Origin of the sequence: Microbacterium sp. A8/3-1, from assembly GCF_040267695.1 — a bacterium.
Taxonomy (GTDB): Bacteria; Actinomycetota; Actinomycetes; order Actinomycetales; family Microbacteriaceae; genus Microbacterium; species Microbacterium luteolum.
The window spans coordinates 3,144,503-3,169,735 of the sequence record NZ_CP158357.1 but is presented as its reverse complement, the minus strand read 5'-3'; the positions used below and the strand labels follow the sequence as shown (position 1 = coordinate 3,169,735).

Annotated in this window: 26 protein-coding genes and 1 pseudogene; 10 read left to right on the top strand and 17 right to left on the bottom strand. The window is 69.6% G+C overall.

Annotated features, from left to right (window positions below; all coding sequences use genetic code 11):
• Positions 1-13 precede the first annotated feature (13 nt).
• Genes ABS642_RS15530 through ABS642_RS15505 form a run of 6 tightly spaced genes read right to left on the bottom strand, consistent with a single transcriptional unit; the run spans position 14 to position 7,719 of the window.
• Positions 14-1,522 carry a helix-turn-helix domain-containing protein gene (locus ABS642_RS15530; RefSeq protein ID WP_350350799.1) on the bottom strand — a complete coding sequence of 503 codons (1,509 nt, stop codon included), beginning with the start codon at positions 1,520-1,522 and terminating at the stop codon, positions 14-16.
• The gene (locus ABS642_RS15525; protein WP_350350798.1) at positions 1,519-2,556 is read right to left on the bottom strand and encodes a DUF917 family protein; all 1,038 of its coding nucleotides are present in this window, start codon (positions 2,554-2,556) and stop codon (positions 1,519-1,521) included. The genes ABS642_RS15530 and ABS642_RS15525 overlap by 4 nt, the downstream gene beginning before the upstream one ends.
• Before the next feature lie 9 nt (positions 2,557-2,565).
• A complete protein-coding gene (locus ABS642_RS15520; protein ID WP_350350797.1) occupies positions 2,566-3,675 on the bottom strand; it encodes a DUF917 domain-containing protein in 1,110 nt (369 codons plus the stop codon).
• Positions 3,672-4,766, bottom strand: coding sequence for a DUF917 domain-containing protein (locus ABS642_RS15515; RefSeq protein WP_350350796.1), 1,095 nt, complete (start codon positions 4,764-4,766; stop codon positions 3,672-3,674). Before ABS642_RS15515 ends, ABS642_RS15520 begins: the two co-directional genes overlap by 4 nt.
• Positions 4,763-6,316 carry a hydantoinase/oxoprolinase family protein gene (locus ABS642_RS15510; protein ID WP_350350795.1) on the bottom strand — a complete coding sequence of 518 codons (1,554 nt, stop codon included), beginning with the start codon at positions 6,314-6,316 and terminating at the stop codon, positions 4,763-4,765. The genes ABS642_RS15515 and ABS642_RS15510 overlap by 4 nt, the downstream gene beginning before the upstream one ends.
• A gap of 38 nt (positions 6,317-6,354) precedes the next feature.
• Positions 6,355-7,719: a cytosine permease gene (locus ABS642_RS15505; RefSeq protein ID WP_282217548.1), complete on the bottom strand. Its 1,365-nt coding sequence runs from the start codon at positions 7,717-7,719 to the stop codon at positions 6,355-6,357.
• Between the two features lie 144 nt (positions 7,720-7,863).
• On the opposite strand from ABS642_RS15505, the gene ABS642_RS15500 reads away from it, so the two are divergent.
• Positions 7,864-8,610: an SDR family oxidoreductase gene (locus ABS642_RS15500; RefSeq protein WP_350350794.1), complete on the top strand. Its 747-nt coding sequence runs from the start codon at positions 7,864-7,866 to the stop codon at positions 8,608-8,610.
• A 22-nt stretch (positions 8,611-8,632) separates the two neighbouring features.
• On the opposite strand, the gene ABS642_RS15495 is transcribed toward ABS642_RS15500, so the two are convergent.
• From ABS642_RS15495 to ABS642_RS15480, 4 genes are all read right to left on the bottom strand, one after another.
• Positions 8,633-9,979 (bottom strand): dihydrolipoamide acetyltransferase family protein, encoded by a 1,347-nt coding sequence (locus tag ABS642_RS15495; protein WP_350350793.1) that lies wholly within the window; start codon positions 9,977-9,979, stop codon positions 8,633-8,635.
• A 22-nt stretch (positions 9,980-10,001) separates the two neighbouring features.
• Positions 10,002-10,982, bottom strand: a complete 981-nt coding sequence (locus ABS642_RS15490) for an alpha-ketoacid dehydrogenase subunit beta (RefSeq protein WP_350350792.1) — start codon at positions 10,980-10,982, stop codon at positions 10,002-10,004.
• Complete coding sequence (locus tag ABS642_RS15485) at positions 10,979-12,106, bottom strand: thiamine pyrophosphate-dependent dehydrogenase E1 component subunit alpha (RefSeq protein WP_282215479.1); 1,128 nt, start codon at positions 12,104-12,106, stop codon at positions 10,979-10,981. Before ABS642_RS15485 ends, ABS642_RS15490 begins: the two co-directional genes overlap by 4 nt.
• A gap of 105 nt (positions 12,107-12,211) precedes the next feature.
• Complete coding sequence (locus ABS642_RS15480) at positions 12,212-13,279, bottom strand: histidinol-phosphate transaminase (RefSeq protein WP_350350791.1); 1,068 nt, start codon at positions 13,277-13,279, stop codon at positions 12,212-12,214.
• Between the two features lie 62 nt (positions 13,280-13,341).
• Here ABS642_RS15480 and ABS642_RS15475 point away from each other — a divergent pair, with 62 nt between their 5' ends.
• From ABS642_RS15475 to ABS642_RS15465, 3 genes are read left to right on the top strand one after another with little or no spacing between them, the layout of a single operon-like run.
• Positions 13,342-13,548 (top strand): ribbon-helix-helix protein, CopG family, encoded by a 207-nt coding sequence (locus tag ABS642_RS15475; protein ID WP_282215477.1) that lies wholly within the window; start codon positions 13,342-13,344, stop codon positions 13,546-13,548.
• A 3-nt stretch (positions 13,549-13,551) separates the two neighbouring features.
• Positions 13,552-13,917, top strand: a complete 366-nt coding sequence (locus ABS642_RS15470) for a type II toxin-antitoxin system death-on-curing family toxin (RefSeq protein ID WP_282215476.1) — start codon at positions 13,552-13,554, stop codon at positions 13,915-13,917.
• A 47-nt stretch (positions 13,918-13,964) separates the two neighbouring features.
• Positions 13,965-14,372 (top strand): phage holin family protein, encoded by a 408-nt coding sequence (locus tag ABS642_RS15465; protein WP_282215475.1) that lies wholly within the window; start codon positions 13,965-13,967, stop codon positions 14,370-14,372.
• A 21-nt stretch (positions 14,373-14,393) separates the two neighbouring features.
• On the opposite strand, the gene ABS642_RS15460 is transcribed toward ABS642_RS15465, so the two are convergent.
• Together ABS642_RS15460 and ABS642_RS15455 are read right to left on the bottom strand one after the other, a co-directional pair.
• Entirely contained in the window at positions 14,394-15,659 is a 1,266-nt protein-coding gene (locus ABS642_RS15460; protein ID WP_350350790.1) for a hypothetical protein, read from the bottom strand.
• On the bottom strand, positions 15,656-15,919 hold the full coding sequence (locus tag ABS642_RS15455) for a hypothetical protein (RefSeq protein WP_350350789.1): 264 nt from the start codon (positions 15,917-15,919) through the stop codon (positions 15,656-15,658). Before ABS642_RS15455 ends, ABS642_RS15460 begins: the two co-directional genes overlap by 4 nt.
• A 177-nt stretch (positions 15,920-16,096) precedes the next feature.
• On the opposite strand from ABS642_RS15455, the gene ABS642_RS15450 reads away from it, so the two are divergent.
• Together ABS642_RS15450 and purB are read left to right on the top strand one after the other, a co-directional pair.
• Complete coding sequence (locus ABS642_RS15450; protein WP_350353449.1) at positions 16,097-16,573, top strand: low molecular weight protein-tyrosine-phosphatase; 477 nt, start codon at positions 16,097-16,099, stop codon at positions 16,571-16,573.
• Positions 16,570-17,952 (top strand): adenylosuccinate lyase, encoded by a 1,383-nt coding sequence (gene purB, locus ABS642_RS15445; RefSeq protein ID WP_350353448.1) that lies wholly within the window; start codon positions 16,570-16,572, stop codon positions 17,950-17,952. The genes ABS642_RS15450 and purB overlap by 4 nt, the downstream gene beginning before the upstream one ends.
• Positions 17,953-18,104: 152 nt before the next feature.
• On the opposite strand, the pseudogene ABS642_RS15440 reads toward purB, so the two are convergent.
• The 3 genes and pseudogenes from ABS642_RS15440 to ABS642_RS15430 form a co-directional block, all read right to left on the bottom strand.
• A pseudogene (locus tag ABS642_RS15440) lies at positions 18,105-19,537 on the bottom strand (MFS transporter).
• Between the two features lie 59 nt (positions 19,538-19,596).
• Complete coding sequence (locus ABS642_RS15435) at positions 19,597-19,950, bottom strand: hypothetical protein (RefSeq protein ID WP_282215469.1); 354 nt, start codon at positions 19,948-19,950, stop codon at positions 19,597-19,599.
• Positions 19,947-20,612, bottom strand: coding sequence for an acyl-CoA synthetase (locus ABS642_RS15430; RefSeq protein WP_282215468.1), 666 nt, complete (start codon positions 20,610-20,612; stop codon positions 19,947-19,949). The genes ABS642_RS15435 and ABS642_RS15430 overlap by 4 nt, the downstream gene beginning before the upstream one ends.
• A gap of 340 nt (positions 20,613-20,952) precedes the next feature.
• On the opposite strand from ABS642_RS15430, the gene ABS642_RS15425 reads away from it, so the two are divergent.
• Positions 20,953-21,885, top strand: coding sequence for a hypothetical protein (locus ABS642_RS15425; protein WP_350350788.1), 933 nt, complete (start codon positions 20,953-20,955; stop codon positions 21,883-21,885).
• Here the strand turns inward: ABS642_RS15425 and ABS642_RS15420 are convergent.
• Entirely contained in the window at positions 21,873-22,712 is an 840-nt protein-coding gene (locus ABS642_RS15420) for a sulfurtransferase (protein WP_350350787.1), read from the bottom strand. The genes ABS642_RS15425 and ABS642_RS15420 overlap by 13 nt on opposite strands.
• A 103-nt stretch (positions 22,713-22,815) precedes the next feature.
• Here ABS642_RS15420 and ABS642_RS15415 point away from each other — a divergent pair, with 103 nt between their 5' ends.
• The 3 genes from ABS642_RS15415 to ABS642_RS15405 are packed head-to-tail and all read left to right on the top strand — an operon-like array spanning position 22,816 to position 24,848.
• Entirely contained in the window at positions 22,816-23,703 is an 888-nt protein-coding gene (locus ABS642_RS15415) for a DMT family transporter (RefSeq protein WP_350350786.1), read from the top strand.
• A gap of 27 nt (positions 23,704-23,730) precedes the next feature.
• Entirely contained in the window at positions 23,731-24,390 is a 660-nt protein-coding gene (gene ribA / locus ABS642_RS15410) for a GTP cyclohydrolase II (protein ID WP_282215464.1), read from the top strand.
• Between the two features lie 29 nt (positions 24,391-24,419).
• A complete protein-coding gene (locus tag ABS642_RS15405; RefSeq protein WP_350350785.1) occupies positions 24,420-24,848 on the top strand; it encodes a MarR family transcriptional regulator in 429 nt (142 codons plus the stop codon).
• A gap of 10 nt (positions 24,849-24,858) precedes the next feature.
• Here ABS642_RS15405 and ABS642_RS15400 read toward each other — a convergent pair whose 3' ends face one another.
• The gene (locus tag ABS642_RS15400; protein WP_350350784.1) at positions 24,859-25,233 is read right to left on the bottom strand and encodes a hypothetical protein; all 375 of its coding nucleotides are present in this window, start codon (positions 25,231-25,233) and stop codon (positions 24,859-24,861) included.

The following is a 25,233-nucleotide window of genomic DNA, read 5'->3' as shown; positions in this document are numbered from 1 at the left end:
TCCGGCCTTGCCGTCAGCGCACCGCGCGGCAGGCGAGGTGGAGCGCCAACCGGACCTCGGGATCGCCCATGTCCACGCCGAGCAGCTCCTGCGCGCGATGTACGCGACTCGCGACGGTGTTCCGGTGGAGGCCGAGAGCGGCCGCGGTCGGGGCGAGAGCCGACTCGTGATCCAGGTACGCGGACAGGGTCGTGAGCAGCTCGCCGCGACCCTCCTGCAACGGCGCGAGGAGCGACTGCGCCGCCGGGACGAACGTGTCGTTGCCGGTCCACGCGAGCAGGAGCCGTTCGAGGCCGAGCCCGTCGACACGGACGAACCAGCTCGTGGTCGAACGGTTCACCGCGATCTTCGACGCGTCTGACGCCTCGCTCAACGACGTCGTGAGTCCCGCGGAGCCGTTCGCCACCGAGCCGACGCCGGTCGCGACGTTGAATGATCGCCGGGCGGCGACATGCAGCTCTCGAAGTGAGGCCACGTGCTGCTCGATCTGGGGCGGGGCCGGCGGATCCGTGAACGTCAGCCATCCGGTGACGCCTCGACCACTCGTGGTCGCGTGCGAGTCGACGGAGATGCGGCCGAGCTCGCCGATGACGAACCGGAGGAGCTGCAGGGTGTCGACGCGGGTGCGCCCGATGATGCGGAACCCGAGGTGGTACCCGCTCGTGCGCCACCCGCGCTCGAGCATACGGCGCTCCACATCGAGATCCGGGGTGCCGCGCAGATCGACGAAATCGCGGAGGACTCCCGACGACACCGACGCGTCGTTGACCTCGTTGACCTCGTCGATCAGGATGCGGGCGGCGACGGCGGGCATCGCCACCTCGGCGGCGACCGCGAGGGCGCCGACCTGCCGCTCGTCGAGCCCCTCGCCGAAGAACGCGAGCCGCAGGCCTTCTCTGCTGGGGCTGTCGACACGCACGGATGCCGCGGACCCTGCGGGCACGCGCACGATGTCGAGCCACGGAGCGAAGTCGATGGAGGCGTGCACGTCGGGAGCCAGTGCACCCCCGGATTCGAGGAGCACGCCCTCGGCATCGAGCAGGGCGACTCCGTGCCGCACGCTCGAGGAGAGATGCCGCAGCAGATCGGTGAGGCTGTCGGCGTGGTATTCGATCGACTGCGCCACCTTCCGCACGTAGTGCAGAGCGAGGGCATCCCGCGCCTCGACGAGCTGCCAACAGGCCTTCGCGAGCTGGATGGGCCGATCGACGTGCAGCACCGTGAACCCGAGCCGCTCCGCGAGCGCACGGGTGCCGGCACCGAAGGCATCCGCTCGCGGCACGGCGAGCGCTCGGAATCCGCGATCGCGCGTGCGGCGGATGAGCGCGTCCTGCTGCCAGGAACGATCGGGCGGCGATTCCGTGAGGACCACGAGGCGGCCAGCCCCCTCGGAGGGGAGCCGGGTCTCGTCCGACTCCACGACGACGCCCGTCCACTCGACATCCTCCGGCCCGGCGATCGCGCGCACGCCGCCGTTCTCTGGGTGCGCGAGCAGAGCACTCAACAGGAGCGCGTCGGTCATCTCGGTCCGTCCAGTTCAGCCAGCCCGTAGGCGGAGGGGACCACATGACGGAGGCGCTCGGCGGATTGCGACCACCATTCCGGTCCGTCCAGGTGGGCCACAGCGACGTATCGCCCCATCGACAGGTGCGGAACCTCCAGGATGTCGCGCGAGATCGCGTCGAGCACGACGACCAGATCGGGGGCCGCGGCTTCGAGCCTGCCGTCGGTCATCAGCGCGAGGCTCTCGGACCGGGCGACGAGCCGGTGCACCTCTCCCGCGCTTCCCTCGATGCCGAAGACGGTCACATGCGGGTCCCGCTCGTCGATCTCGATCGCGGTGATGCGCCCCTCCGCGAGCAGGCGTCCACCCAGCGCCCCCGCGAGATCGCCGAGCGGCCCGGTCGCTGCGGAGAGGAAGGCCTGCCCCAGCTTCAGCGCGTGCGCGGCATTGCCGACGACCGAGTGCTCGCGCAGGTCTCCGACGGTGAAGCCCGCGAAGACCATGCCTCCGGCGCCGCCCGCCTGGACCGTCGCCGCCCGCACGATGCGTTCGATGTCGATCGCCCGGTCGGTCTCGACGAGGGCCACGCCGCCGGCGCCCGTGTCGCAGGTGACGATGATGTTCGGCACGCCGTCGACCAGGAGCGACATCTGGTCGAGTGCCGGGACCGCCCGACCGGTCAGGTCGGCGTCGACGATCATCCGTTCGCCGGCCAGCGTGAAAGGCGCGAGGCCGTTGAGGCCTCCGCCCTCGAGCGAGCAGACGACCGGCACGTGATGGCCCAGCCAGCGCTCCGCCGCGGCGATCAGCCGAGCGAAGGGATCGGCTCCCGGGAGCCGTTCGCCGAGCAGGATGGTCGAGCCGACGAAGGCCGCCCCGAGGACCGGGAGGTCCGGATCCAGGTCATCGACGTCGTGCAGCGTGATCGGCCAGTCCGGGGAGTCCCTCAGCACGAGCTCGAGCATCGTCGTGCCCCCGCCGCCCCCGGAGCCGAGCAGCGCGAACCCGGCTGCCAGCGCGGGGAGGCTGTCGAGCTCGAGGGTGACCGGCATGGCCTCAGCCTAGGCTCGCCGCTCCCCCGCTGTCTCCACCGGGGAGAAGGGCTCGGTCAGCCCGAACGCCGTCGGCCCGAACGCCTGCAGGGCCTCGGGCGTGCGCATCATCTCCGGGGTCGAGATGCCGAGCACACACACCCTCTGCCCGTAGCGCAGACCCTCGGTCGTGATGGGTTCGGCGGACTCGTGGTCGACCACGCAGATGAGGTCGGGCACGATGGCGACGACCTCGCCGTTGCGGCGCGCGATGAGGTTCTCGTTCTGGAACGAGATCTCGAGTCGATCATCGCTCGACGGGTCGGATGCCGAGACGATGGCAGTCCCTCTGGCGAACCCCTCGGTCGTACGGCGCTCCACGTCTGTGACCTTCCCGACGAACAGCTCGCGCACATGCGGGTAGAGGGTCGTGGAGAGCGTCTCCGCGATGGCTTCGAAAGGCGATCGATGTGCCTCTCTGGCCAGGCGGATCGTCCGCCCCAGCGCGAGCGCCATCGAGATCGTGCGCGGGACCGCCGTGCGCTTCACGTCGGCACCGGACATCGCGTACTCCGCGATGTGCCCGACGCCCCCGAGCCTGATGGTGATCCCTCGCGCCAGCCACTCCATCTGCCGATCGTCGTCGCCGGTGTCGATGATCACGCGCTCGCCCCGCTCGCCGGCCAGGGCGAGAGGCGAGCCGTGCACACCGTAGACCGCGAAGGTCTCCATCGATAGCTCGGGGAACGCGCGCCCCATCCCGTCGGCGTCGACGACCGGAAGGTCCGTCTCGGCGGCCACCATGAGCGGGATCATCGAGTTGATGCCCCCGCACTCGATCGGCATCGTCGCATCCGCCGTCCGCCCGAGGTGCTCCTCGAGCGTGCGCAGGGCGAGCGTGGCCTCGAAGCCCGCCGGAATCTTCTCGATCATCACGGTGGGCGCCCCCATCTGCGCCGTCGGGATCACGAACATGTCGTCGGTCAGATCCTCGGGGTCGAGGATCGTGATGGACCGATCGCCGAGGACCTGTTCGACGAGCATCTTGCCGATGTACGGATCGCCGCCGCCGCCGGTTCCGAGCAGCGTCGCACCACGGGCGAGATCGGGCAGGTCCGCACTGGTCAGCTGCCAGCTCACGCGGCATCCTCCTCGGCGAAGGTCTCGACCCGACCGTCGAAGCGGTGGGAGGGGAGGTCGTACCCGAAGTACCCCGGCCCGACCATGGCCAGCGCGGCGGCCCCATGCCAGCGCTCGTCGCTCGGCGCGGCGATGACGCGCACCCGCTGGCCGTACCGCAGCCCCTCCGTCGTGATCGGCTCCCCCGAGTCGTGGTCCAGCACGATGATGAGGTCGGGCGTCGTCACGAGGGTCTGCCCGTCGAGGGTCGCGATGAGGTGCTCGTTCTGGAACGACAGTTCGAGCGCCGAGTCGGCACCCTCGATCCTCGCCCTCCCGCGGGCGAAGCCCGTCGTGGTCGCGCGCTCGACGTCGACGACCTTGCCGTCGAAGAGCTCGCGTCCGCCGAGAAGGGCGACCACCTCCGCGACCGGATCCGTCTTGGCCTCGCGCGCGGAGTCGATGCCCTCACCGATCTCGCGGCACAGCGACAGGGAGTCCGCGACCAGCGCCTCGCGCGCCTGTGCCCCCGACATCCGGAAACCGGAGATCATCACGGAACACCCCATCTCCACGCAGGCGACCCGCGCGATGCGCTCGGTCCAGCTGTTGTCGACGGTGTTCAGCACACCCACGTTGCCCTTCTCGTCACTGAACGCGAGAGGCGACGCATCGATGCCGTACAGGGTCGGCAGCACCATCTGGAGCTCGGGGAACGCGCGGCCCATGCCGTCGCCGTCGATGAGCGGCAGACCGAGCGCGGCAGCCGCGGCGATCGGGATCGTCGAGTTGACGCCGCCGACCTCCGCGCACGCGATGTGCGTGACGGCGCGGCCGAGGGCCGCCCCCAGTGCCCGCACGGGGGCTGTGACCTCGTCGAGGCTCGGAAGCTTCTCGACCATCACCGTAGGGGCACCCATCATCGCGACCGTCAGGACCAGCGCGTCATCCGGCACCTCGTCGAGCGAGACGACCGTGACGTCGCCGTGGAGGCGCAGCGCCTGCGAGGCGAGCAGGGCTCCGATGTACGGATCGCCACCACCGCCGGTGCCGAGCACGGCTGCACCGCGGGCGAGTCCCGGGATGAGGTCGCGGGTGATCGTCCAGCTCATCGCACACCGCCCATGTCGAGATCGCCGACCGCCTTGACCCGGATGCGGGTGGCGTTGCCGGGGAGATACGGGATCGGGACCTCGTCGAAGTCGACGATCTCGACCGAGGACGGGAACGCACCGGCGGCGATGGCCTTGTCGACGGCCTCCGCACGCACCGCGGCGATCGCCTCCTCGCGACGGCCGGGCTCGATCGCGTAGACCTTGTCGATCTCGCCTCCGACCTGGGCGATGGAGGCGCCGATCGCGTTCGCGACCGCATAGTTCTCGGGACGCTGCGCGGCACCGAAGATTGGGAGCTCCCCCGACACGAGGATCGAGCCGCCGCCGACGGCCACCACAGGGATCGGTTCGGGCGAGGTGCGCATGCGGTCCACCGCCTCGGCGACCCGCTCGCCGATCCGGTCGAGCACTCGCTCGACGAATGCCCGGTCGAGGTGGGCGACCTTCGAGGCGTCGCCGATGTCGGCGCGACCGGCCGCGACGGCGATGTCGGTCGCGGTGAGCGTCGACCCGCCGAACACGAGTGCCTCGGTCGTGAGCCGGTAGCCCACGGATTCGGGCCCGACCTCGCCGGTCTCCTCGTTCACGATGGACCCGCCGCCGATTCCGATCGACAGCACGTCCGGCATCCGGAAGTTGGTGCGGATGCCGGCCACCTTCACCTCGTTCGCCGTCTCACGGGGGAAGCCGTTGATGAGCAGTCCGATGTCGGTGGTCGTGCCGCCGATGTCCACGACGGCGCACGTCGCGAGACCGCTGGTCAGTGCCGCGCCGCGCATCGAGTTCGTCGGGCCGGACGCGAAGGTCGCGACCGGATACAGGCGCACGTAGTCCTCGTCCATGAGCGTTCCGTCGTTCTGGCTGAGGAAGATCGGCGCCAGGATGCCCTGCCGGCGCACGGCCGCGGTCAGGCCGTCGACGATCTCGGATGCGAGCTCGCGGAGCGCGGCGTTGATGATCGTGGCGTTCTCCCGCTCGAGCAGTCCGATCCGGCCGATCTCGTGCGAGAGGGAGATCGCCACATCGTCGCCGAGCTCTTCGGCGATGATCCGCGCCGCCTCGACTTCGAGGTCGTGGTTGACGGGGCTGAAGACGGACGAGATCGCGACCGAGCGGATGCCGTTGGCGCGCATGTCGGCGGCGTGCTCGCGGAGCTCGTCCGGATCGAGCGGAGAGATCGGCCGCCCGTCGAACTCGTAGCCGCCGTGTGCGAGGTAGCTCCGGCCCTGGATCGCCTCGACGAGACCGGCGGGCCAGTCGACGAGTGGCGGGAGGGCCTTCGTGGCGGGCAGCCCGAGACGCAGCGCCGCGGTGGGTGCGAGACGCTTGGCCTCGACGAGGGCGTTGATGAAGTGGGTCGTGCCGATCATCACGGCGGAGATGTTCTCGCCGTCGAAGTGGTGGCCGGAGCGCAGGGCGTCGATCGCCTGGACGATGCCGGTCGTCACGTCCTCGGTCGTCGCGTGCTTCACCGCCGCCAGCGTGTGCGTGCCGTCCATGAGGACGGCATCGGTGTTGGTTCCGCCGACATCGATTCCGATGTGCATGTGGGTGGTTCTCTTTCTGTCGCTTCTGCTGCGGGGAGTCAGTTGGTGGCGCCGAGACCGGGTACCGCGTCGGGGGCGGCATCCGTCTCGAGTTCGGGCTGCGCCGTGCGAGCCGTGCCGACGCCGCGCACCCAGCCGAGCTTGCCCGCGATGACGTACAGGACCATCGAGAGGATCAGCGACAGCACGGGAGGGATGCCCCAAGTGATGACGTAGCCGGCGACCGCCGAAACGAGCCAGATCACGAGTGTGGCCGGGACGATGCGCGGTGCCGTCTCGGGGAGGCGGCCGGTCTCCCTGCTCGCATCGAGCTCGGGACGCCAGCGACGCACGATGAAGTACTCGGCGACCATGATGCCGGCGATCGGGGGGAACGCCACTCCGAGGATGATGAGGAAGCCCGCGAACTGACCGAGGATGCCGACGGCGGCGAGCACCGAGCCGACGACACCGAGGACGATCGTCGTCGTGACGCGGTGGAGGTTCTTGTTGAACGCGGTGGAGATGAAGTTGACGAGTCCGAGCGTCGACGAGTACAGGTTCCAGTCGTTGATCTTCAGGGTTCCTGTGATCACGATGATCAGGCCCACGAAGCCGATCGACGAGGTGACGATCGCGACGATGTTGCCCGAGGCGGCGGCGTGCGCCAGGAGGACGCCGGCGAGGCCGATCACGAACTCGCCCAGAGAGACGCCGACGACGGTCTGCTTGATCACGTCGGCACGGGACCGGTTGAAGCGCGTCATGTCGGCGGTGATGATCGCGCCGACGATGAGCCCGCCGGCGACGATGCCGGTCCCCGCCCACACGCTCATGGTCGGGCCGGGAGCGGGTCCGGTGAGCAGCTCGCCCAGGTCGTGATCGACGAGTTCGCTGATCACCGACCACCCGACGAGGACCAGGAACAGCGGCACGGTGATGTTCGCCAGCCACTGCATGCCCTTGAATCCGAAGGCGACGATCGCGGTGACCGCGAGGCCGAAGAGCAGGCTCCACGCCCAGATCGGCAGGGCGCCGGGCATGAGGGCATCGAGCGACTCGGCGGAGATCGCGCTCTGGATGCCGAACCACCCGATCAGGCTGATGCCGATCGCGAGCCCGACGAGAGAGGCGCCGACCTCTCCGAATCCGGTCCATCGGGCCAGGAGGGCCGTGTTGAGCCCTTCCTTCTGACCGATGATGCCGACGATGCACATGATCACCTCGAGGATGATCGAGCCGAGGAGGAGTGCGAGGAAGGCCTCGCCGAACGTCATGCTGTAGCCGAGCGTGGCGCCCAGCAGGAACTGCGAGAGAGCGGAGACCTGACCGAATCGCTGAACCGCGATCCCGAACCAGGGCTTCTGCGCTTCCGGACGGACGCGACTGAGGGCGAAATCGTCGGCGTGTGCCGTGGTGGCCATGGTGTTCTCCAGAGTCATGTGGACGGGTTCCGGCCACGGTATCCGCGCAGCCAGCACACAGGAACATGCAGAGTGCACTGATTCTCATGAGAGATGTGCACACCGCATAAGCGTCACTCTGCGGGCGCGTCACAGAATGGAGGCATGTCAGCGCACACCACGGAATCGTTCGACGCCCGCCTCCACGATCGGACGATCGTCCTCATCGGGGGCGGCTCCGGGATCGGCCTCGAGGTCGCGCGACGATCCCTCACCCTCGGAGCCGAGGTCGTGCTGGGCGGGCGCACGCCGAGCCGGCTCGAGGCCTCGGTCGCCGAACTCGGGCCGCGAGCCCGCTGGAGCACGGTCGACACCTCCGACGAGGAGTCGATCACCCGCTTCTTCGCCGACATCCCGACCGTCGACGGCATCTTCACCACCGCGGCCGACTATGTCGTCGGGTCGATGCGAGACCTGGATCCGCAGGCGGCCGCTTCCCCCTTCGAGTCGAAGTTCTGGGGCCAGTACCGGGTCGTGCGCGCCGCCCTCGACCTGCTCTCCCCCGATGCCTCGATCGTGCTGATGTCCGGGGCGGCGAGCGTGCGCCCGCCGGCTGCCGCGCCCGCGTACGTCGCCGCGAACGCGGCGATCGAAGGACTCGCTCGCGGTCTGGCCGTCGAACTCGCACCGGTCCGCGTCAACGCGGTGTCGCCAGGGACGATCGACGGCAACCTCTGGGCGAACCGCGACGAGGCTGCCCGCGAGGCCGCCTTCGCGCAGTTCAGCGCCGACACCCTGCTCGGTCGCCCCGGCTCGGAGGGGGAGATCGCGGATGCCGTCATCCACCTGCTCGTCAACGGCTACACGACCGGCTCCACGCTCTACGTCGACGGCGGTTATTCGCTGCGCTGAAGGGAGCGCGACCGACGGAGGGTCAGTCGACGAGCAGCGCCGGCTCCTCGAGCACGGAGGCCACGTCGGCGATGAAGCGGCTCATGCCATCGCCGTCGATCACGCGGTGGTCGAAGGAACCCGCGACCGTGGTCACCCAGCGGGGACGCACCTCGCCGTCGACGACCCACGGCTTCTGGCTGATCGTGCCCATGGCGACGATTCCGGCCTCGCCGGGGTTGATGATCGGCGTGCCGGCATCCATCCCGAACACGCCGATGTTGGTGATCGTGATCGTGCCGCCCTGCTGGTCGGCCGGCGAGGTCTTGCCCTCGCGAGCGGTGAGCGTCAGGCGGTTGAGCGCCCGGGCGAGGTCCTTCATGCCCAGGTCCTGCGCATCCTTGATGTTCGGGACGAGCAGGCCGCGCGGGGTCGCCGCAGCGATGCCGAGGTTCACGTAGTGGCGCACGGAGATCTCGGCTCCGGCATCCGTCTCGATCCACGCCGCGTTGACCATCGGCGTGCGGCGGGCCGCCCAGATCACGGCGCGTGCCATGATCAGCAGCGGCGAGACGCGGATGTCGGCGTAGTCCGGAGACGCCTTCAGGCGCTTGACGAGCTCCATCGTGCGGCTCGCGTCGATCTCCTTCCACACCGTCACGTGCGGCGCCGAATACGCGCTCTGCACCATCGCCGACGACGTGGCCTTGCGGACGCCCTTGACCGGGATCGACTCCGTGCGTCCGTCGTCGCTCGCGCCGGCGGGAGCCGGAGCGGGGGCGAGCCCGCGCGCCAGTCCAGCCGGGGCGCTCTGCGGAGCGGGAACCGTCTCTTCGCGCACCTCTCCCCATTCGGGCGTCTCGATGTTGCGGAAGACGCTCGCCTGGGAGGCGTGCTTCACGACGTCATCGCGCGTCACCTCGCCATCGGCGCCAGTGGCAGCCACAGCGGTGAGGTCGACCCCGAGGTCGCGGGCGAGCTTGCGGATCGGAGGCTTCGCAATCACGCCGACCGACGAGCGCACGGCTCGCTCGGCCGGACGCTTGCGACGCGAGGTCGCACCTCCGCCGGTGCCGTAGCCGACCAGCACGGAACCGCCGCCCTCCTCGGGTGCCGGGGCCACCGCGACCGCGGGCGCTGCAACGGCATCCGCCGTGGTGAAGGTGATGATCGGCGAGCCGACCTCGACCGTCGCCCCCTCGGCCGCGAGCAGCTCGCCCACGACGCCGGCGTGCGGCGACGGCAGCTCGACGAGCGACTTGGCCGTCTCGATCTCGCAGATCACGTCGTTGATCGCGACCGTGTCGCCCGGGGCGACCTTCCACGACACGATCTCGGCCTCGGTCAGGCCCTCGCCGACGTCGGGGAGGTTGAAGTTCTGCGTGCTCATGAGGATGCCTTTCGGAACAGTGTCAGTAGGCCAGGGAGCGGTCGACGGCTTCGAGGATGCGGTCGGCATCCGGGAGGTACAGGCCCTCGAGCTTCGCGGGCGGGAACGGGGTGTCGTACCCGGAGACGCGCAGCACCGGCGCCTCGAGCGCGTAGAAGGCGCGCTCCATGACGGTCGCGGCGATCTCGCTGCCGAGGCTCGTGAAGCCCTGCGCCTCCTGCGCGTAGACCATGTGTCCGGTCTTGCGCACCGAGTCGAGGATCGGCTCGTAGTCGACCGGCGACAGGGACCGCACGTCGACGACCTCGCAGCTGGTGCCTTCGGCTTCGGCGAGCGCCGCGGCCTGCAGGAGCGTCGTGACCATGGCGCCGTGTCCGACCAGGGTCACGTCGGTTCCGGTGCGCACGACCCGCGAGGCGTGCAGCGGAGCGGAGGACGCCTCGAGCTCGACCTCGCCCTTGGGCCAGTAGCGGCTCTTCGGTTCCATGAAGATCACCGGGTCGTTCGACGCGATCGCCTCCTGGATCATCCAGTACGCGTCGTTCGGCGTCGAGGGCGAGACCACGCGCAGACCCGGAGTGTGCGTGAAGTACGCCTCCGGGCTCTCCTGGTGATGCTCGACCGCGCCGATGTGCCCGCCGTAGGGGATGCGGATCACGATCGGCAGCGAGAGCCTGCCCTCGTGCCGGTTGGTGAGCTTCGCGAGCTGCGTGGTGATCTGGTCGAACGCCGGGAACACGAATCCGTCGAACTGGATCTCGATGACAGGGCGGAACCCGGTCATCGCGAGTCCGATCGCCGTTCCCACGATCCCCGACTCGGCCAGCGGGGTGTCGAGCACCCGCTTCTCACCGAAGTCGCGCTGCAGGTGCTCGGTCACGCGGAAGACGCCGCCGAGCTTGCCGATGTCCTCACCCATGAGGATGACCTTCGGATCGTTCTCCATGGCCTTGCGGAGTCCGGCGTTCATCGCCTTGCTCAGGGGCATCGTCTCGAGAGTCATGCCTGTCCCCCCTCGAACGACGCCTCATACTTCGCCTGCCAGGCCTTCTGCTCCTCGATCAGCGGATGCGGGTCGCTGTAGACGTGGTCGAACATCCGGCTCACCGGCGGCGGTCCGAGCTCGACGGTGCGGGCACGCAGGTCCTCCGCGGCATCCGCCCCCTCCGCGTCGACGTCGTCGAAGAAGGATGCCGCGGCACCCCGCCCCTCGAGGAACGTGCGCATCCGGACGATCGGGTCGCGCAGCGCCCAGATGTCCTCCTCGTCGGTGTGCCGGTACTTCGTCGGGTCGTCGCTCGTGGTGTGGGCACCGAGGCGGTACGTGACGGCCTCGATCGCCCGCGGACCCTGGCCGCTGCGGGCCTCGTCCAGCGCGACACGGGAGACCGCGTAGCTGGCGAGCACGTCGTTGCCGTCGACCCGGATGCTCGGAATGCCGTAGCCGGCGCTGCGCTGCACGAGCGGCACCCGCGACTGCGTCGTGACGGGCACCGAGATGGCCCAGTGGTTGTTCTGCAGGAAGAAGACCACGGGAGCCTGGTAGCTCGCGGCGAAGACCATGGCCTCGTGCACGTCTCCCTGGCTGGAGGCGCCGTCGCCGTAGTAGACGACGACCGCCTCGTCGCGGTCGGGGTCGCCGATGCCGCTGCGGCCGTCGAACGAGAGCCCCATCGCGTATCCGGCCGCGTGCAGCACCTGCGAACCCAGCACCAGCGTGTAGAGGCGGGTGTTGCCGTTCTTCGGATCCGTCGGGTCCCAGCCGCCGTGCGAGACGCCGCGCATGAGCTTGATGATGTCGACCGGGTCGACGCCGCGGATGCGGGTGACGGCGTGCTCGCGGTACGACGGGAAGATCGTGTCCTGAGCGCGCGCCGCGCGGCCAGAGCCGACCTGCGCCGCCTCCTGACCGCGGCTCGGCGGCCACAGCGCGAGCTGCCCCTGCCGTTGCAGGTTGGTCGCCTGGGTGTCGATGGCTCGGATGACCACCATGTCGCGGTAGAACTGCTCGAGCTCTGCATCGCTGATCGCCTCGATCAGCGGCAGATACTGCTCGGCAGCAGGGCTGGGCGCGAAGCGGCCGTCCTGATCCAGGACGCGGACGAGTTCAGTCTCTGACGAGGTCACGTTCACACGCTACCCGCGCCGGCATGCCCGGTCACGCATACCTAGGAGGCCCTCGTATCTGCCGGGAAACCGGAGAATCGGGGCGGAACGGCGCGCGTCGCGGGCTCAGCGAGCGGCGGCCGCGACCTCGAGGACGCGGGCGATGGAGTCCTCCTCGCCGGCGGAGATGCGGATGCCGTCGCCGGGGAACGGACGGACCACGAGGTCGTTCTCGATGAACGCCGCGGCCACCTCCTCGGTGCGCTCTCCCGTCGGAAGCCAGACGAAGTTCGCCTGGGAGTCCGGGACATCCCAGCCCTGTGCACGGAGGCCCTCCACGAGGCGCGTGCGGCGCTCGACGATCACGGCGACCCGCTCGAGGAGCTCGGCCTCGGCGTCGAGGCTCGCGATCGCGGCGTTCTCCGCAGCGGACGTGACCGAGAGCGGGATGCCGGTGGTGCGCGCGGCATCCAGAACCTTCTCGTGCCCGATCGCATAGCCGACCCGGAGTCCCGCCAGACCGTACGCCTTCGAGAAGGTGCGCAGCACCACGACGTTCGGATGCTGCTCGAACACGCGCTCGGCCAGACCGTCGACCGCGTCGGGCGCCGTCACGAACTCCGCGTACGCCTCGTCGAGGATGATGAGGATGTCGGCCGGAACCCGTGCGACGAACGCGGCGAACTCGGCGCTCGTGACGATCGGCCCGGTCGGGTTGTTGGGCGTGCAGACGATGATGGCGCGCGTGCGATCGGTGGCGGCATCCGCCATCGCATCGAGGTCGTGGCGTGAGTCGGCCGTCAGGGGCACCTGCACGCCGGTCGCGCCGGCGACGAGCGGGAGGCTCGGGTACGCCTCGAAGGAGCGCCACGCGTAGATCACCTCGTCGCCCACCGACGCCGTCGCGAGGATCAGCTGGTGCAAGATCGAGACGCTGCCGGAGGCCACATGCACCTGGTCGGGCTCGACGCCGTAGCGCTCTCCGAGCCGCGCGCGCAGGCGACCGGCGGTCGCATCCGGGTAGCGGTTGATCGGCGTCGTTCGCTGCAGGGCCTCGAGCACCGACGGCAGCGGATCGAAGGGGTTCTCGTTGCTGGACAGCTTGAACGCGTCGGGACCCGCCTGCCTGCCCTGCCGGTACGGCGCGAGCGCGGCGATGGCGGGACGGATGCGGGGCAGGATCGGCTCGGTCACATCGCCAGTCTAGAAGTCTCGGGTCCCCGGGCTACGGGAGAAGTGAGTGGTACCATTCTGGTATGGCTATGACCGTGCGACTCCCGGAAGAACTCGATGCCCAGCTCGAGGCGATCGCCCGCGCCCGGCACACGTCGAAGCACGCCGTGATCATCGAAGCCGCGACGCGATTCGCGAACAGCGAGACGAAGACCGATCGCGTGCTCTCGATCGCCAAGAGCGTGGCAGAACGGTATGCGGACACGCTCAAGCGACTCGAAGACGCCTGACCCGTGGCGACGGAGTACATCGAGCCGGAGCAGGCGCTCGCTCTGATCGAGAGGCTCGGCCTGCATGTGCGGGACGAGGGCCTTCTGTTCTCTGCGCTTGCCCGGCCGTCGGCTGGCATGTTCGGCGTCGACGCGTACCCGACATTCGAGGAGAAGGCTGCGGCGCTCATCAGTTCCGTGGCGCAGAATCACGCCCTCTTCGACGGGATCAAGAGAATCTCGTTGTTTCTCACCTTCATCTTCATCGAGCTCAACGGATATGAGGTGACGTTCACGAACGACGAAGCCTTCGACTTCGTCCTCGACGTCGCCCAGAGCAGGCTCGAGTTGAAGGAGATCGCTGAGGTCATCGCGGCGCACATCCGCTGACGCCACTTCCTGACAAGCGCGGGCGGGCGTGCGACACTGGACGCACTATGCGCTTCATCATCCGCGTCGTCGTCAACGCCTTCGCCCTCTGGGTCGTCACGCTGATCCCTGCCCTGCAGGTCGTGATCACCGCGTTCCCGCCCGGCGAGACGCTCCAGCTCGTGCTGACGCTGCTCGCGGTCGCCGCGATCTTCGCGATCGTGAACACCATCATCGGCACCGTCGTGAAGATCGTCGCGTTCCCGCTCTACATCCTCACGCTCGGCCTCATCGGGCTCATCATCAACGGCTTCCTGCTCTGGCTCACCGCCTGGATCACGAGCGGGTTCGGCTGGGGCCTGACGGTCGGCGACTTCTGGTGGGGCGTGCTCGCCGCGCTCATCATCTCGGTGATCAACGGCATCTTCGGCTTCATCCTCCGCCCGCAGACGAAGAAGCAGCGCCGCCGCGACTGAGACTCCTGTCGTCGAGGGCGCTCATCGAAGGGGCTCCTCGCGCTCGCCGTGATACTCGGTGCGCTCGACGGAGACGGCCTCGGCACGGGGGTCGTTCGACTCGTCGATCATCTCGGCGGTCTCCAGATACGGCTCGAACCTGTGCGGCGCGAGCAGGAGGTCCTGGATCCCCGGGTTCGGGTCGGCGAGACGCGTCGCGGTGAAGCTGTCCGGCGAGCCGGTGCCACCGGGAGACCCCTCGCCCGCCAGGCTCGACACGACGTCGTCGGTGTGCGCGATCTGGACCACGAGCTGGTCGTCGCGGAACGTACCGCCGGTGGGGCTTCCCGCCGTCGCGATGAAGTCGACGTCGTACTCGCTCTCCATCCCGAGATGGACCGCGATCATGCCCGACTGGGAGTGGGCCACGACGCCCACCGTGTCGCCGGGACGCGCCCCCGCCGCCTCCAGCGCATCGAGCGTCGCCTGGTACGACGCCGACTTCTCGCCGGTGTAGAGCTCAGCGTTCGACTTCATGTCCCAGGGCTCGGAGCCGCCCGCTTCCCACGGCACGAAGTTCTGCGTGCCCTTGAGGTAGACCATGTACTTCGTCGACCCGTCTGCGAACGTGAGCTTCTCGACGGCGACCTGCGCGCTCGCGTCCTTCGGCATCCTCTCGAAGGCGCCGCGCAGGGTCGACGGAGGAGCCGCGGGGGTCGATTCCCGCACGGGGGTCACGGTCACCGGTTCGACGCTGCCCTTCAGCGTCATGCCGGGGAGGACGGTTCCGAGGCGGGCGGTCGTGCCGACGAGCGCCCCGATGAGCCACACCGGCGGCAGCAGCCCGCCCATGTCCCACTGGGTGCCCAGCCCTTCGAACCGCTCCTCCTTCCAGCCGCTGCGCTCCAGCCGGCCGGCCAGGATGCCGATGCGATCGTCGGTGGCCAGCAGCCGATCTCTCCGCGCGAGGAGGGCGCTGGCGGCTGCGGCGTCCGAGTGAGCCAGCGCCTCCGCCTCTGCGCTCAGTTCGACCACCTCGAAGGCGTCGGCCATCAGCAGCGTGCCGGTCGCCGCGTCCTCCGTCTCGGTGCGCAGCTCGACGATCCGCGTGGCGCATGACGAGAGGGCCGCGGTGTCGACCTGGCCGGCGAGGGAGGAGGAACCGGCGATGTGACACGCGCGCTCGATCGCCGCGCGAGCGTCATCGAAGTGCTCGGTCAGCGCCATCACGCGCGCACCGACGTCGCGCATCTGCTCCGTGTCGACCGCGATCGCACCACCGTGATCGATCTCCAGTTCGCCGCTCACTGCGCCACCGCCCTTTCGAGCTCCCACTCCCGAATGGCGAGCGCACCCCGCTGTTCCCCCGTGCGCTCCGTGAGACGTCGGAGGAGCTCGTTCAGCGCCCTGACGCCGTCGGATCGCCAGTCCGAGTCGTCGACGAGACCGACCAGAGCCGCTCCTGCGGTGTCGAGGGCGGTCATGGCGGAGCGGACATCCTGGAGGGCGGAGACCTGCGCCCAGAGGGCTTCGGAGACGCCGGCCTCGGCGTGTGTGAAGGAGTGCATGCGCCCAGCATCCGTGATCCGCCCCTGTCGCCGGAGCCGCATTCGCCGCAGCGGTGGAGAGCCGGGATGCGGCCACCGCTGTGCAGGACAGCCGACGCCAGGCAGAATGGACGGGTGACTTCCCCGGATCCCTTTCGCGTGATCTTCGTCTGCACGGGGAACATCTGCCGCTCGCCCATGGCCGAGGTCGTGTTCCGCGACCTCGCCGATCGGCAGGGATTCGGGCCGCGCGTCGTCTCGCGCAGCGCCGGCACCGGCGACTGGCACCTCGGCGAGCGCGCGGATCACCGCACGATCGACTCGCTCGCGCGGCGGGGCTACGACGGATCGCAGCATCGTGCCCGGCAGTTCACCGCGGCATCCTTCGCGGACAACGACCTCGTCGTCGCCCTCGACCGCACGCACGAGCGCATCCTCCGCGAGTGGGCTCGGGACGAGGACGAGGAGGGCAAGGTCACTCTCCTGCTCGCCTTCGACCCGAATGCGTCGACGCACGACGTCCCGGATCCGTACTACGCGGGCGCGGAGATGTTCGATTCGGTGCTCGGTATGATTGAGGCGGCGACGCGGGGCCTGTTCCAGCAGCTCGAACCCGCTCTTCGCCTCCCCCGCACGCCCCGAGCCTTCGGGGCCTCATCAGGAGGACTCCCCTGACTTTCCAGCCTTCGCTCCCGCCCCAGCCTCTGAGCCCTCTCGACGGCCGCTACCGCGGTGCCGTCACCGGCCTCGCCGACTTCCTCTCCGAGGCCGGGCTGAACCGCGCACGGGTCGAGGTCGAGGTCGAGTGGCTGATCGCCCTCACCGACCGTTCCCTGTTCGAGACCTCGCCGCTGTCGGATGCCGACAAGGAGCGTCTGCGCGCGCTGTACCGCGACTTCGGTCAGGCCGAGATCGACTGGCTCGCCGAGAAGGAAGCCGTCACACAGCACGACGTCAAGGCGATCGAGTACCTCGTGCGCGACCGGCTCTCGACCCTCGGACTCGATGCGATCGCCGAACTCACGCACTTCGCCTGCACGAGCGAGGACATCAACTCGGCCTCCTACGCCCTCACGGTGAAGCGCGCCGTCGAGCAGGTGTGGCTGCCCGCCCTCGACACCGTGATCGCCAAGCTCCGCGAACTCGCCGTCGAGCACGCGGACGCCCCGATGCTGTCCCGCACGCACGGACAGCCCGCGACGCCCTCGACCATGGGCAAGGAGATCGCCGTGTTCGCGTGGCGCCTCGAGCGGGTGCGCGGCCAGATCGCCGGCTCCGACTACCTGGCGAAGTTCTCGGGTGCGACCGGCACCTGGTCGGCGCATCTCGCCGCCGATCCCGACGCCGACTGGCCGACGATCGCCCGTGAGTACATCGAAGGCCTGGGGCTCGGCTTCAACGTGCTCACCACGCAGATCGAGTCGCACGACTGGCAGGTCGAGCTCTACGACCGCGTGCGTCACGCCGGCGGCATCCTGCACAACCTCGCCACCGACATCTGGACCTACATCTCGCTCGGGTACTTCGCGCAGATCCCGGTGGCCGGCGCCACCGGCTCGTCGACGATGCCGCACAAGATCAACCCGATCCGCTTCGAGAACGCCGAGGCGAACCTCGAGATCTCGGGCGCCCTGTTCGCGTCGCTCGGCCAGACGCTGGTCACCAGCCGCCTGCAGCGCGACCTCACCGACTCGACGACGCAGCGCAATATCGGCGTGGCCTTCGGGCACTCGCAACTCGCCCTCGACAACCTGCGCCGAGGACTGAACGCGATCTCGCTGTCGCGCGACGTCCTGCTGGCCGACCTCGACGTGAACTGGGAGGTTCTCGCCGAGGCGATCCAGACCGTCATCCGCGCCGAGGTCGTCGCCGGCCGCTCGACGATCACCGACCCCTACGCCCTGCTCAAGGAGCTCACCCGCGGTCACCGCGTCGGCGGAGCAGACCTGGCGACCTTCGTCGAGGGGCTCGAGATCGGCGACGCCGCGAAGCAGCGCCTGCTCGCCCTCACCCCGGCGACCTACACGGGCATCGCGGAGCAGCTGGCGCGTTGACGTCTCACGCCGACGCGGGAATCCGCCCGGTCGCGCGTGCACAACTCAGCAGATCCTTCGGCGGCGGGAGCCTGCTTCCGCGTCTTTCCGGGCCACCACTCTCGCGCGGCGTGCGTTCTTGCTGAATTGTGCACGCAGAGCCTCGCCGTGAGCTAGCCGTCGACCTCGCCCGACCGCTCGACCACCGCATCCTTCGGCATGAAGGCGGCGGCGAGCAGGGTGAGCACGGCGGTCACGGCGACCGCGACGAAGACCCAGAAGGATGCCGCGATGATCGTGTCGGGGTCGCCCGGCCCTGCGCCCTGCGCGATCACCGAGTTGGAGATCGCCCCGAAGACGGCGACGCCGACGGCGCTGCCCGCTGATCGGGCGAACGCGTTCATGCCGGTCACGGCGCCGCGCTCCCCCAGCCGACCGAGGCCTGGGCCGCGATCAGCGTCGGTGCGGCGCTCCATCCCAGACCGAAGCCGAACAGGAACGCGACCCCCGCGATGACGAACGGGTTCGGCCACGGCGAGACGGCGGCGAGGGCGATGGCGGCGATCGTCGCGATGCTCATTCCGATGAGGGTGGTGCGACGGAAGCCGATCCTCAAGTACAGGCGCCCGGCGTTCGCCGCCGAGAGCGGCCATCCGAGGGTCAGCGCGGCGACCGCGAGCCCCGAGAGCAGCGGAGCGATGCCGATCGATCCCTCGAGATACGCCGGGGCGAAGCTCGTCACGCCGATCATCAGCGCGCCGACGCCGAGCGAGACGATCGTGGTCGTGAGGATCAGCCGCCGCCGCGCCAGGCGCAGGTCGACGATCGGCTCCGCGACCCGCCGTTCGACGAAGACGAACGCCGCGAGCGCGAGGATGCCGACGCCGAAGCAGAGGGCGCTCTGCACCGACAGCCACGCCCAGGCGTTGCCGCCCTCGAGCATGCCGAGGATGATGCCGGTGAGCCCGATCGTGAGGAGCACGGCTCCGGCGTAGTCGATGCGGTGCCGCTGCGTCTGCTTCTTCTCGTGATACGTGCGCAACAGCATCCACCCGGCGATCAGACAGAGCGGGATGTTGACCCAGAAGATCCACCGCCACGCGTCGAGCTGCGCGAAGATGCCGCCGAGTGCCGGCCCGACGACCGACGAGACCGCCCAGACGCTCGCGACGTAGCCCTGCACCTTGGCGCGTTCGGCGACCGTGTAGATGTCGCCGACGATCGTCATCGACATCGGCGCGACGGCACCGGCGCCGAGGCCCTGGATGACGCGGAACACGATGAGGGCGGGCATGCTCCACGCGAATCCGCAGAGGATCGAGCCGAGCAGGAACAGGGCGATGCCGAGCAGGATGATCGGCTTGCGCCCCACCGTGTCGGCGAAGCGCGAATAGATCGGCACGCTCACCGCCTGCGCCAGCAGGTAGACGGAGAACAGCCACGGGAACTGCTGGTAGCTGCCGAGCTCCCGGACGATGCTGGGCACCGCGGTCGCCAGGATCGTGGCGTCGATCGCGATGAGTCCGGTGGAGAGCATCAGCGCGCCGAGGACGGGGCCTCGCTCCGACCGCAGTCCGATGGAGGCGCGGTCGACGGAGGCAGTCACTCTAGGCACAAGCCCTCAGCACCCGCGACTATTCCGGATCCGCGCACGGCGACGCGGGATCAGGAGGAGCGCGACGGTCCGGGCTTCTCGGCGCCGGAGTCCTCGTCGGGCTCCGCGTCGTACAGCACCGGACGGTCGATCGTCTTGGTGACGTCGGCCGGATCGACGGCGAGGATGAGCATCGCGAGGATCAGCAGCGTCACGATGAAGGCACCACCGCCGACCACGAGGCCCAGCGCCACCGGCGTCAGGCCGTCGTAGCTTCCCTCGGCGATCGCGGCGTTCACGCGCGCGGTGAAGGCTCCGGTCGAGACCAGGGTGACGATCATCGCGAAGACGCCGCAGCCGAGGGCGATGCCGAGCAGGTGCAGCGGGCGCAGGATGTCCCGGCGGGTCGGCTTCTCGTCGCTCATCGCTCTCCTCCGCGCTCGGCCGAGGCTGCGCTCTGATCGGTGTCTGTCGCCGTGGCCGTGTGAGCACCGACGGCGGCGTGCGGCGCGGCGGCAGCGGCGACGGCATCCGCCCGCTTCGGAGTGAGGCCGGCGATTCCGAGGAAGACGGCGACGATCGCGGCGTAGCCGCCGAACATGCCCACGCCGAGGATGATGCCGGAGAGCAGGAACGTGCCCGCCTTGTCGATCGTGTACTCCTGGACGAATCCGGCGGGGATCAGCAGGAGGACGACGCCGAGGAGGATGCCGAGCGCACCGATCGTGATCGCGTCCCGAGCGAGCGGGTCGGCCGTGCGGCGCGCGCGGATGCCGGCGAGGAGCTCGACCCCACCGGTGACGATCGCCCAGGCCGAGACGACGACGAAGAACAGATCATCCGAGCGCCAGGCGGGAACGCCGCTCGCCATGCCGGCGATGATGCCGAACGCGGCCAGCAGGACCTGCGGCCAGCGCGACCCCGCGGGCAGCACCAGCCACGCGGCCAGCACCTGGATGAGCGCCGTGACCAGGACGAAGCCGCTGAACACGGAAAGCCCCACCGGAGCGGAGTGGTCGGAGGAGAACGTGATCATCAGTGCGGCGACGGCGGCGAAGAGCGCGCGCAGCAGTTGCACGTTTCGCATGGTGAATGCGCGAGCAGGGGCAGACATGACGATCCAGAGTCCTCCGGGGTGTTCCTCCCAGTCTACGCGGGGCCGCCGGGCCGCGGAGCCGCGTGCCGGAGGGCGCCGGAGAGGTGTTCGTGAAGCCCGGTGGATCTCCCCAGATCGATCACCGGGCTTCACGACGAACGCAGTAAGGGGGCGTCACTGCGTGAGACTGGTCGTGCGCAAGGTCGGGCACCCTGCCCTTCGACGACACAGCCGAGCGACCCCACTCGCCCACCCGGTCCCCTGAGGTAAGCGTGTGCGGTCGTATGCTCACTCTAAGGTTGTGTCCTTCACATACCGGGGGAGGTCTGTGATGAGTTTGGAATATGACGATCGCGAGTCCTCTTCGGAGGCGTTCGCCGGGGCGCTTCGCGATGCCATCAATGCGAAGGACGTCACGCTGTCCTGGCTGCAGCGGCAGCTCAAGCGCCGTGGGAACCGGGTCTCGATGGCCACGTTGAGCTACTGGCGCTCCGGCGCGCGCCGCCCCGAGGGCGTGCAGTCGCTGGCGGCGCTGGCCGACATCGAGCAGCTGCTCGGCCTCGAGGACGACACCCTCGCCCGCCTGCTCCCCTCCACCAAGAGGACAGGCCCCCTGGGACCGAGCCAGTTCCCGATCGACCAGGAGGACATCGAGCAGGCCGTGAAGGACGCGTACGCGGCGCTCGGCGCCCCGTATCCCGACCACTCGCGCGAGGTCACGACCCACTCCGTGACAGACGTCGACGCCGACGGAAACGTGTTCTACTGCATCACGCGGAGCGTGCTCCAGGCGACGTCGGGCACGATGACAGGGACCCCGTTCCTCGAGCTGACTCCCGGCACCCGCACTCCCGCACCGACCTTCCGGGCCGTGTCAGGAGGACGCATCGCGGAAGCGTATTCGCACGCCGCCGGCGAGGTCCACGGCGTGCTGTTCGAGCTCGACGCTCCACTGTCCGCGCCCGACACGACGATGGTGGAATGGTCCGTTGAGTACCCGCCGGACTACCCGCCGACCCGCGAGACCGGCCACGCTGTGGCGCGGCAGTGCCGCGAGCTGCTGGTCTGGGTGCGGTTCCACCCGGATGCGCGGCCGGACTGGTGCGAGGAGCGCGTGGAGACGGCATCCGGAATCACGACCACGCCGGTGTCGCTCAACGGGCAGGGCTCGGTGCACCTGATCCACCGGGCGTTCGGACCGGGCGTCGTGGAGCTGCTGTGGGGGTACGGCCCTCGCCGTGACGCGGCCGATCAGCCGGGCTGATCACCTGTCGCGACCGGCCGACCTGGCGTGTTCGACCACTGGCTCCACGATCCGGGGAACACCTTCGCATCGATGCCCACCTCGCTGAGGATCAGCGCCGTGTGCGCAGCGGTGACGCCGGAGCCGCAGTACGCGGCGACGGGCGTCCCGGGTGTGACGCCGACCCCCGCGAACGTCGCGCGGACGGTCTCCGGGTCGAGCAGGCGCCCCTCGGCGTCGAGATGCAGCATCGTGGGGAGGTTGCGCGCGCCGGGGATGTGTCCGGCCTGCGGGTCGAGCGGCTCGGTCTCGCCGCGATAGCGCTCGGGAGCGCGCACGTCGAGCAGGACACCGGATGCCGGGAACGCTGCTGCTTCGTCGATCGAGAGCGCGTCGCCGCCGATCTCCTCGAGCACGACGTCGCCGGCTTCGGGGGTCACGTCGTCCGTGGCGACGTCGAACCCGGCGGCCTTCCACGCGCGGAGGCCGCCGTCGAGCACCCGCACGTCGACGCCGGCCTGGCGGAGGAGCCACCATGCCCGCGAAGCAGCCGTGCTCTTCGCGTCGTCGTAGGCGACCACGATGTCGCCGTCGTTCACACCCCAGCGGCGGGCGGCCGCCTGAAGCGTCGCGGTGGACGGGAGCGGATGCCTTCCCTCCGAGGGGGCGCCGTGCGTGGAGAGCTCGGTGTCGAGCGGCGCGAACACCGCGCCGGGGATGTGCCCGGTCAGGTAGTCGTCGTGCCCGGCCTCCGGACGGTCGAGCCGCCACCGCACGTCGATCAGGCGCACCGGGGCACCCTGAGAGAGGAGGTCCTTCAACGCGGTCACGCTCACGAAGCTGCTCATCCTCCGAGGCTATCGACTCGATCCGGCCTCCGGCTCCGCCGCGTCTTCGCGCGTCATGGATTGCCGGATAGGCTCGATCCGGCAACGTCGAGAAAGGGCCGCGATGCCCTCTTCCCGTCTTCGCTGGATGCGCTTCCGTCCGCAGGAGGCCGCGCTCATCGCGATCACCGCGGTGTGGGGCAGCACGTTCCTGCTCGTGCACTGGGCGATGCAGCATTCCGGCCCGTGGTTCTTCGTCGGCGTGCGGTTCCTCATCGCCGGACTCATCAGCGTCGTGATCTTCCGTCGCGTCCTGCGCGGCATCCGGTGGCGTGACGCGGGCGCTGGCGTCGCGATCGGCGTGATGATCTACCTCGGCTACGGCCTCCAGACCGTCGGACTGCAGACGATCGACAGCAGCACCTCCGCCTTCATCACCGCGATGTACGTGCCTCTCGTCCCCCTCGCACAGTGGGCGGTGTTCCGCAAGCGCCCTCCGGCGATGGCGTTCATCGGTGCGGGCCTCGCCTTCCTCGGGTTGCTGCTCATCGCCGGCCCCGACGCGTTCACGTTCAGCCTCGGCACGGGCGAGATCGCGACCATGATCAGTACCCTCCCCATCGCGGCCGAGATCATCCTCATCAGCGTGTTCGCCGGGAAGATCGATCTCGGACGCATCACCGTGGTGCAGCTGCTGACCGCGGGCGCACTCGGACTGCTGACGATGCCGGTCGTCGGCGAGGGGATCCCCGAGTTCTCCTGGATCTGGGTCGGCTGCGCGGTCGGCCTGGGTGCGGCCAGCTGCCTGATCCAGCTCACCATGAACTGGGCGCAGAAGTCGGTGTCGCCCACCCGGGCGACGATCATCTACGCCGGAGAACCGGTCTGGGCCGGAGTCATCGGGCGCATCGCCGGCGAGCGTCTGCCGGTCACCGCGCTCATCGGCGGGGCGCTCGTCGTGCTCGGCATCCTCGTCAGCGAGCTGAAGCTGATCCGTCGACGCCGGGAATAGACCACCCGCTGTCGCGTTGCATCTCGCATGATTGAAACTTCAACCGTCGTTCCGGTCGCCACCGAGCGCACGCGGGTACGCGTGCCGATGCGTTTCGCCGACGGTTTCGCCACGACCGCCGATGTGGTCACGTTCGACGGACTCGTCGACGGCCGCGAGCACCTCCTGCTGGGACTCGGAGACTGGCGCGCGGCGATGGAACGAGCGGATGCCGGTGGCGACGCGCCGCTGGTGCGCCCACACAGCGAATGCCTGACCGGCGACGTCTTCGGCTCGGAGCGCTGCGATTGCGGACCGCAGCTGCGCGAGGCGGTCGAGCGGATCTCCGACGAGGGCGGCTTCCTGCTGTACCTGCGCCAGGAGGGCCGCGGCATCGGCCTCTACGCCAAGCTCGACGCCTACGCCCTGCAGGACTCCGGCCTTGACACCTACGAGGCGAACGTCGCCCTCGGTCACGGTGAGGACGAGCGCGACTACACCGTCGCCGCGCAGATGCTGAAGGCCGCAGGGGTGGACGGCATCCGCCTTCTCAGCAACAACCCCGACAAGGCGGTGCAGCTCGAGGGCCTCGGCATCCGGGTCACGGACCGCGTGCCCACCGGGGTGCACCTCTCGGACGCCAACTCCCGCTACCTGCAGGCCAAGCGCGATCACACCGCGCACACCCTCGATCTGTCCGCCGCCTGATGGACGAGCGCCGGCTCGACGATTCCGAGATGGCGACCTGGCTGCCGACGATCCGCTTCGTGCAGCTGCTTCCGCAGGTGCTGGACCGCACCCTCAAGGCGGAGACCGGGCTCAACCACGCCCACTACGCGATCCTGATCACGCTCGCCGGCCGGGGCGAGAGCACCGTCACGATGACCGAGCTCGCGCAGATCGCCGGCCTCAGCAGGTCACGCCTCAGCCACGCTCTGGATTCTCTCGAGGAGCGCGGCTGGGTGGTGCGGTCGTCCTGCGGCAGCGACAAGCGCACGCTCACGGCGACGCTCACCCCCGCGGGGCGCGAGCTGCTGCGGTCGGCGGCTCCCGTGCATGTCGCGCAGATCCGCGACCTGGTGCTGGGTCCGCTCACCGACGAGGAGCGTGCGCAGCTCGGCACGATCCTCACGAAGCTGATCCCCGGAGTGACCGCCGCGCTGTAGCGCCCGTGCTTCAGAGCATGCCGCGCGTCAGGGCGACGGTGCAGCTGCTCGCGGAGGCCTCGCCGAGATCGGCGGACGCCGACCAGTCGACGGATGCTCCGGCATCCACCCCCTCGATCTCCTCCCACGCCGACGCGATCACGGATCCGTCGGCGTCGAGCCAGCTCACGTGCACGAGGTAGTCGCCCGCGTCGCCCTGGCTGTTGCGCACCGAACCGGCCGAGGTCAGGCGCCCGCTCCCGGGCGGGCACTCATCGATCGTCAGGTCATCCACGGCGTTCGTCCCGCCGGTGACCGAGGGCGCCGGTGGAGCGGACGGGCTGCATCCGGCGAGGACCGCCGCCGCGGCGAGCGCCGCGACGACGGCCAGGACGGTGGCCCTCAA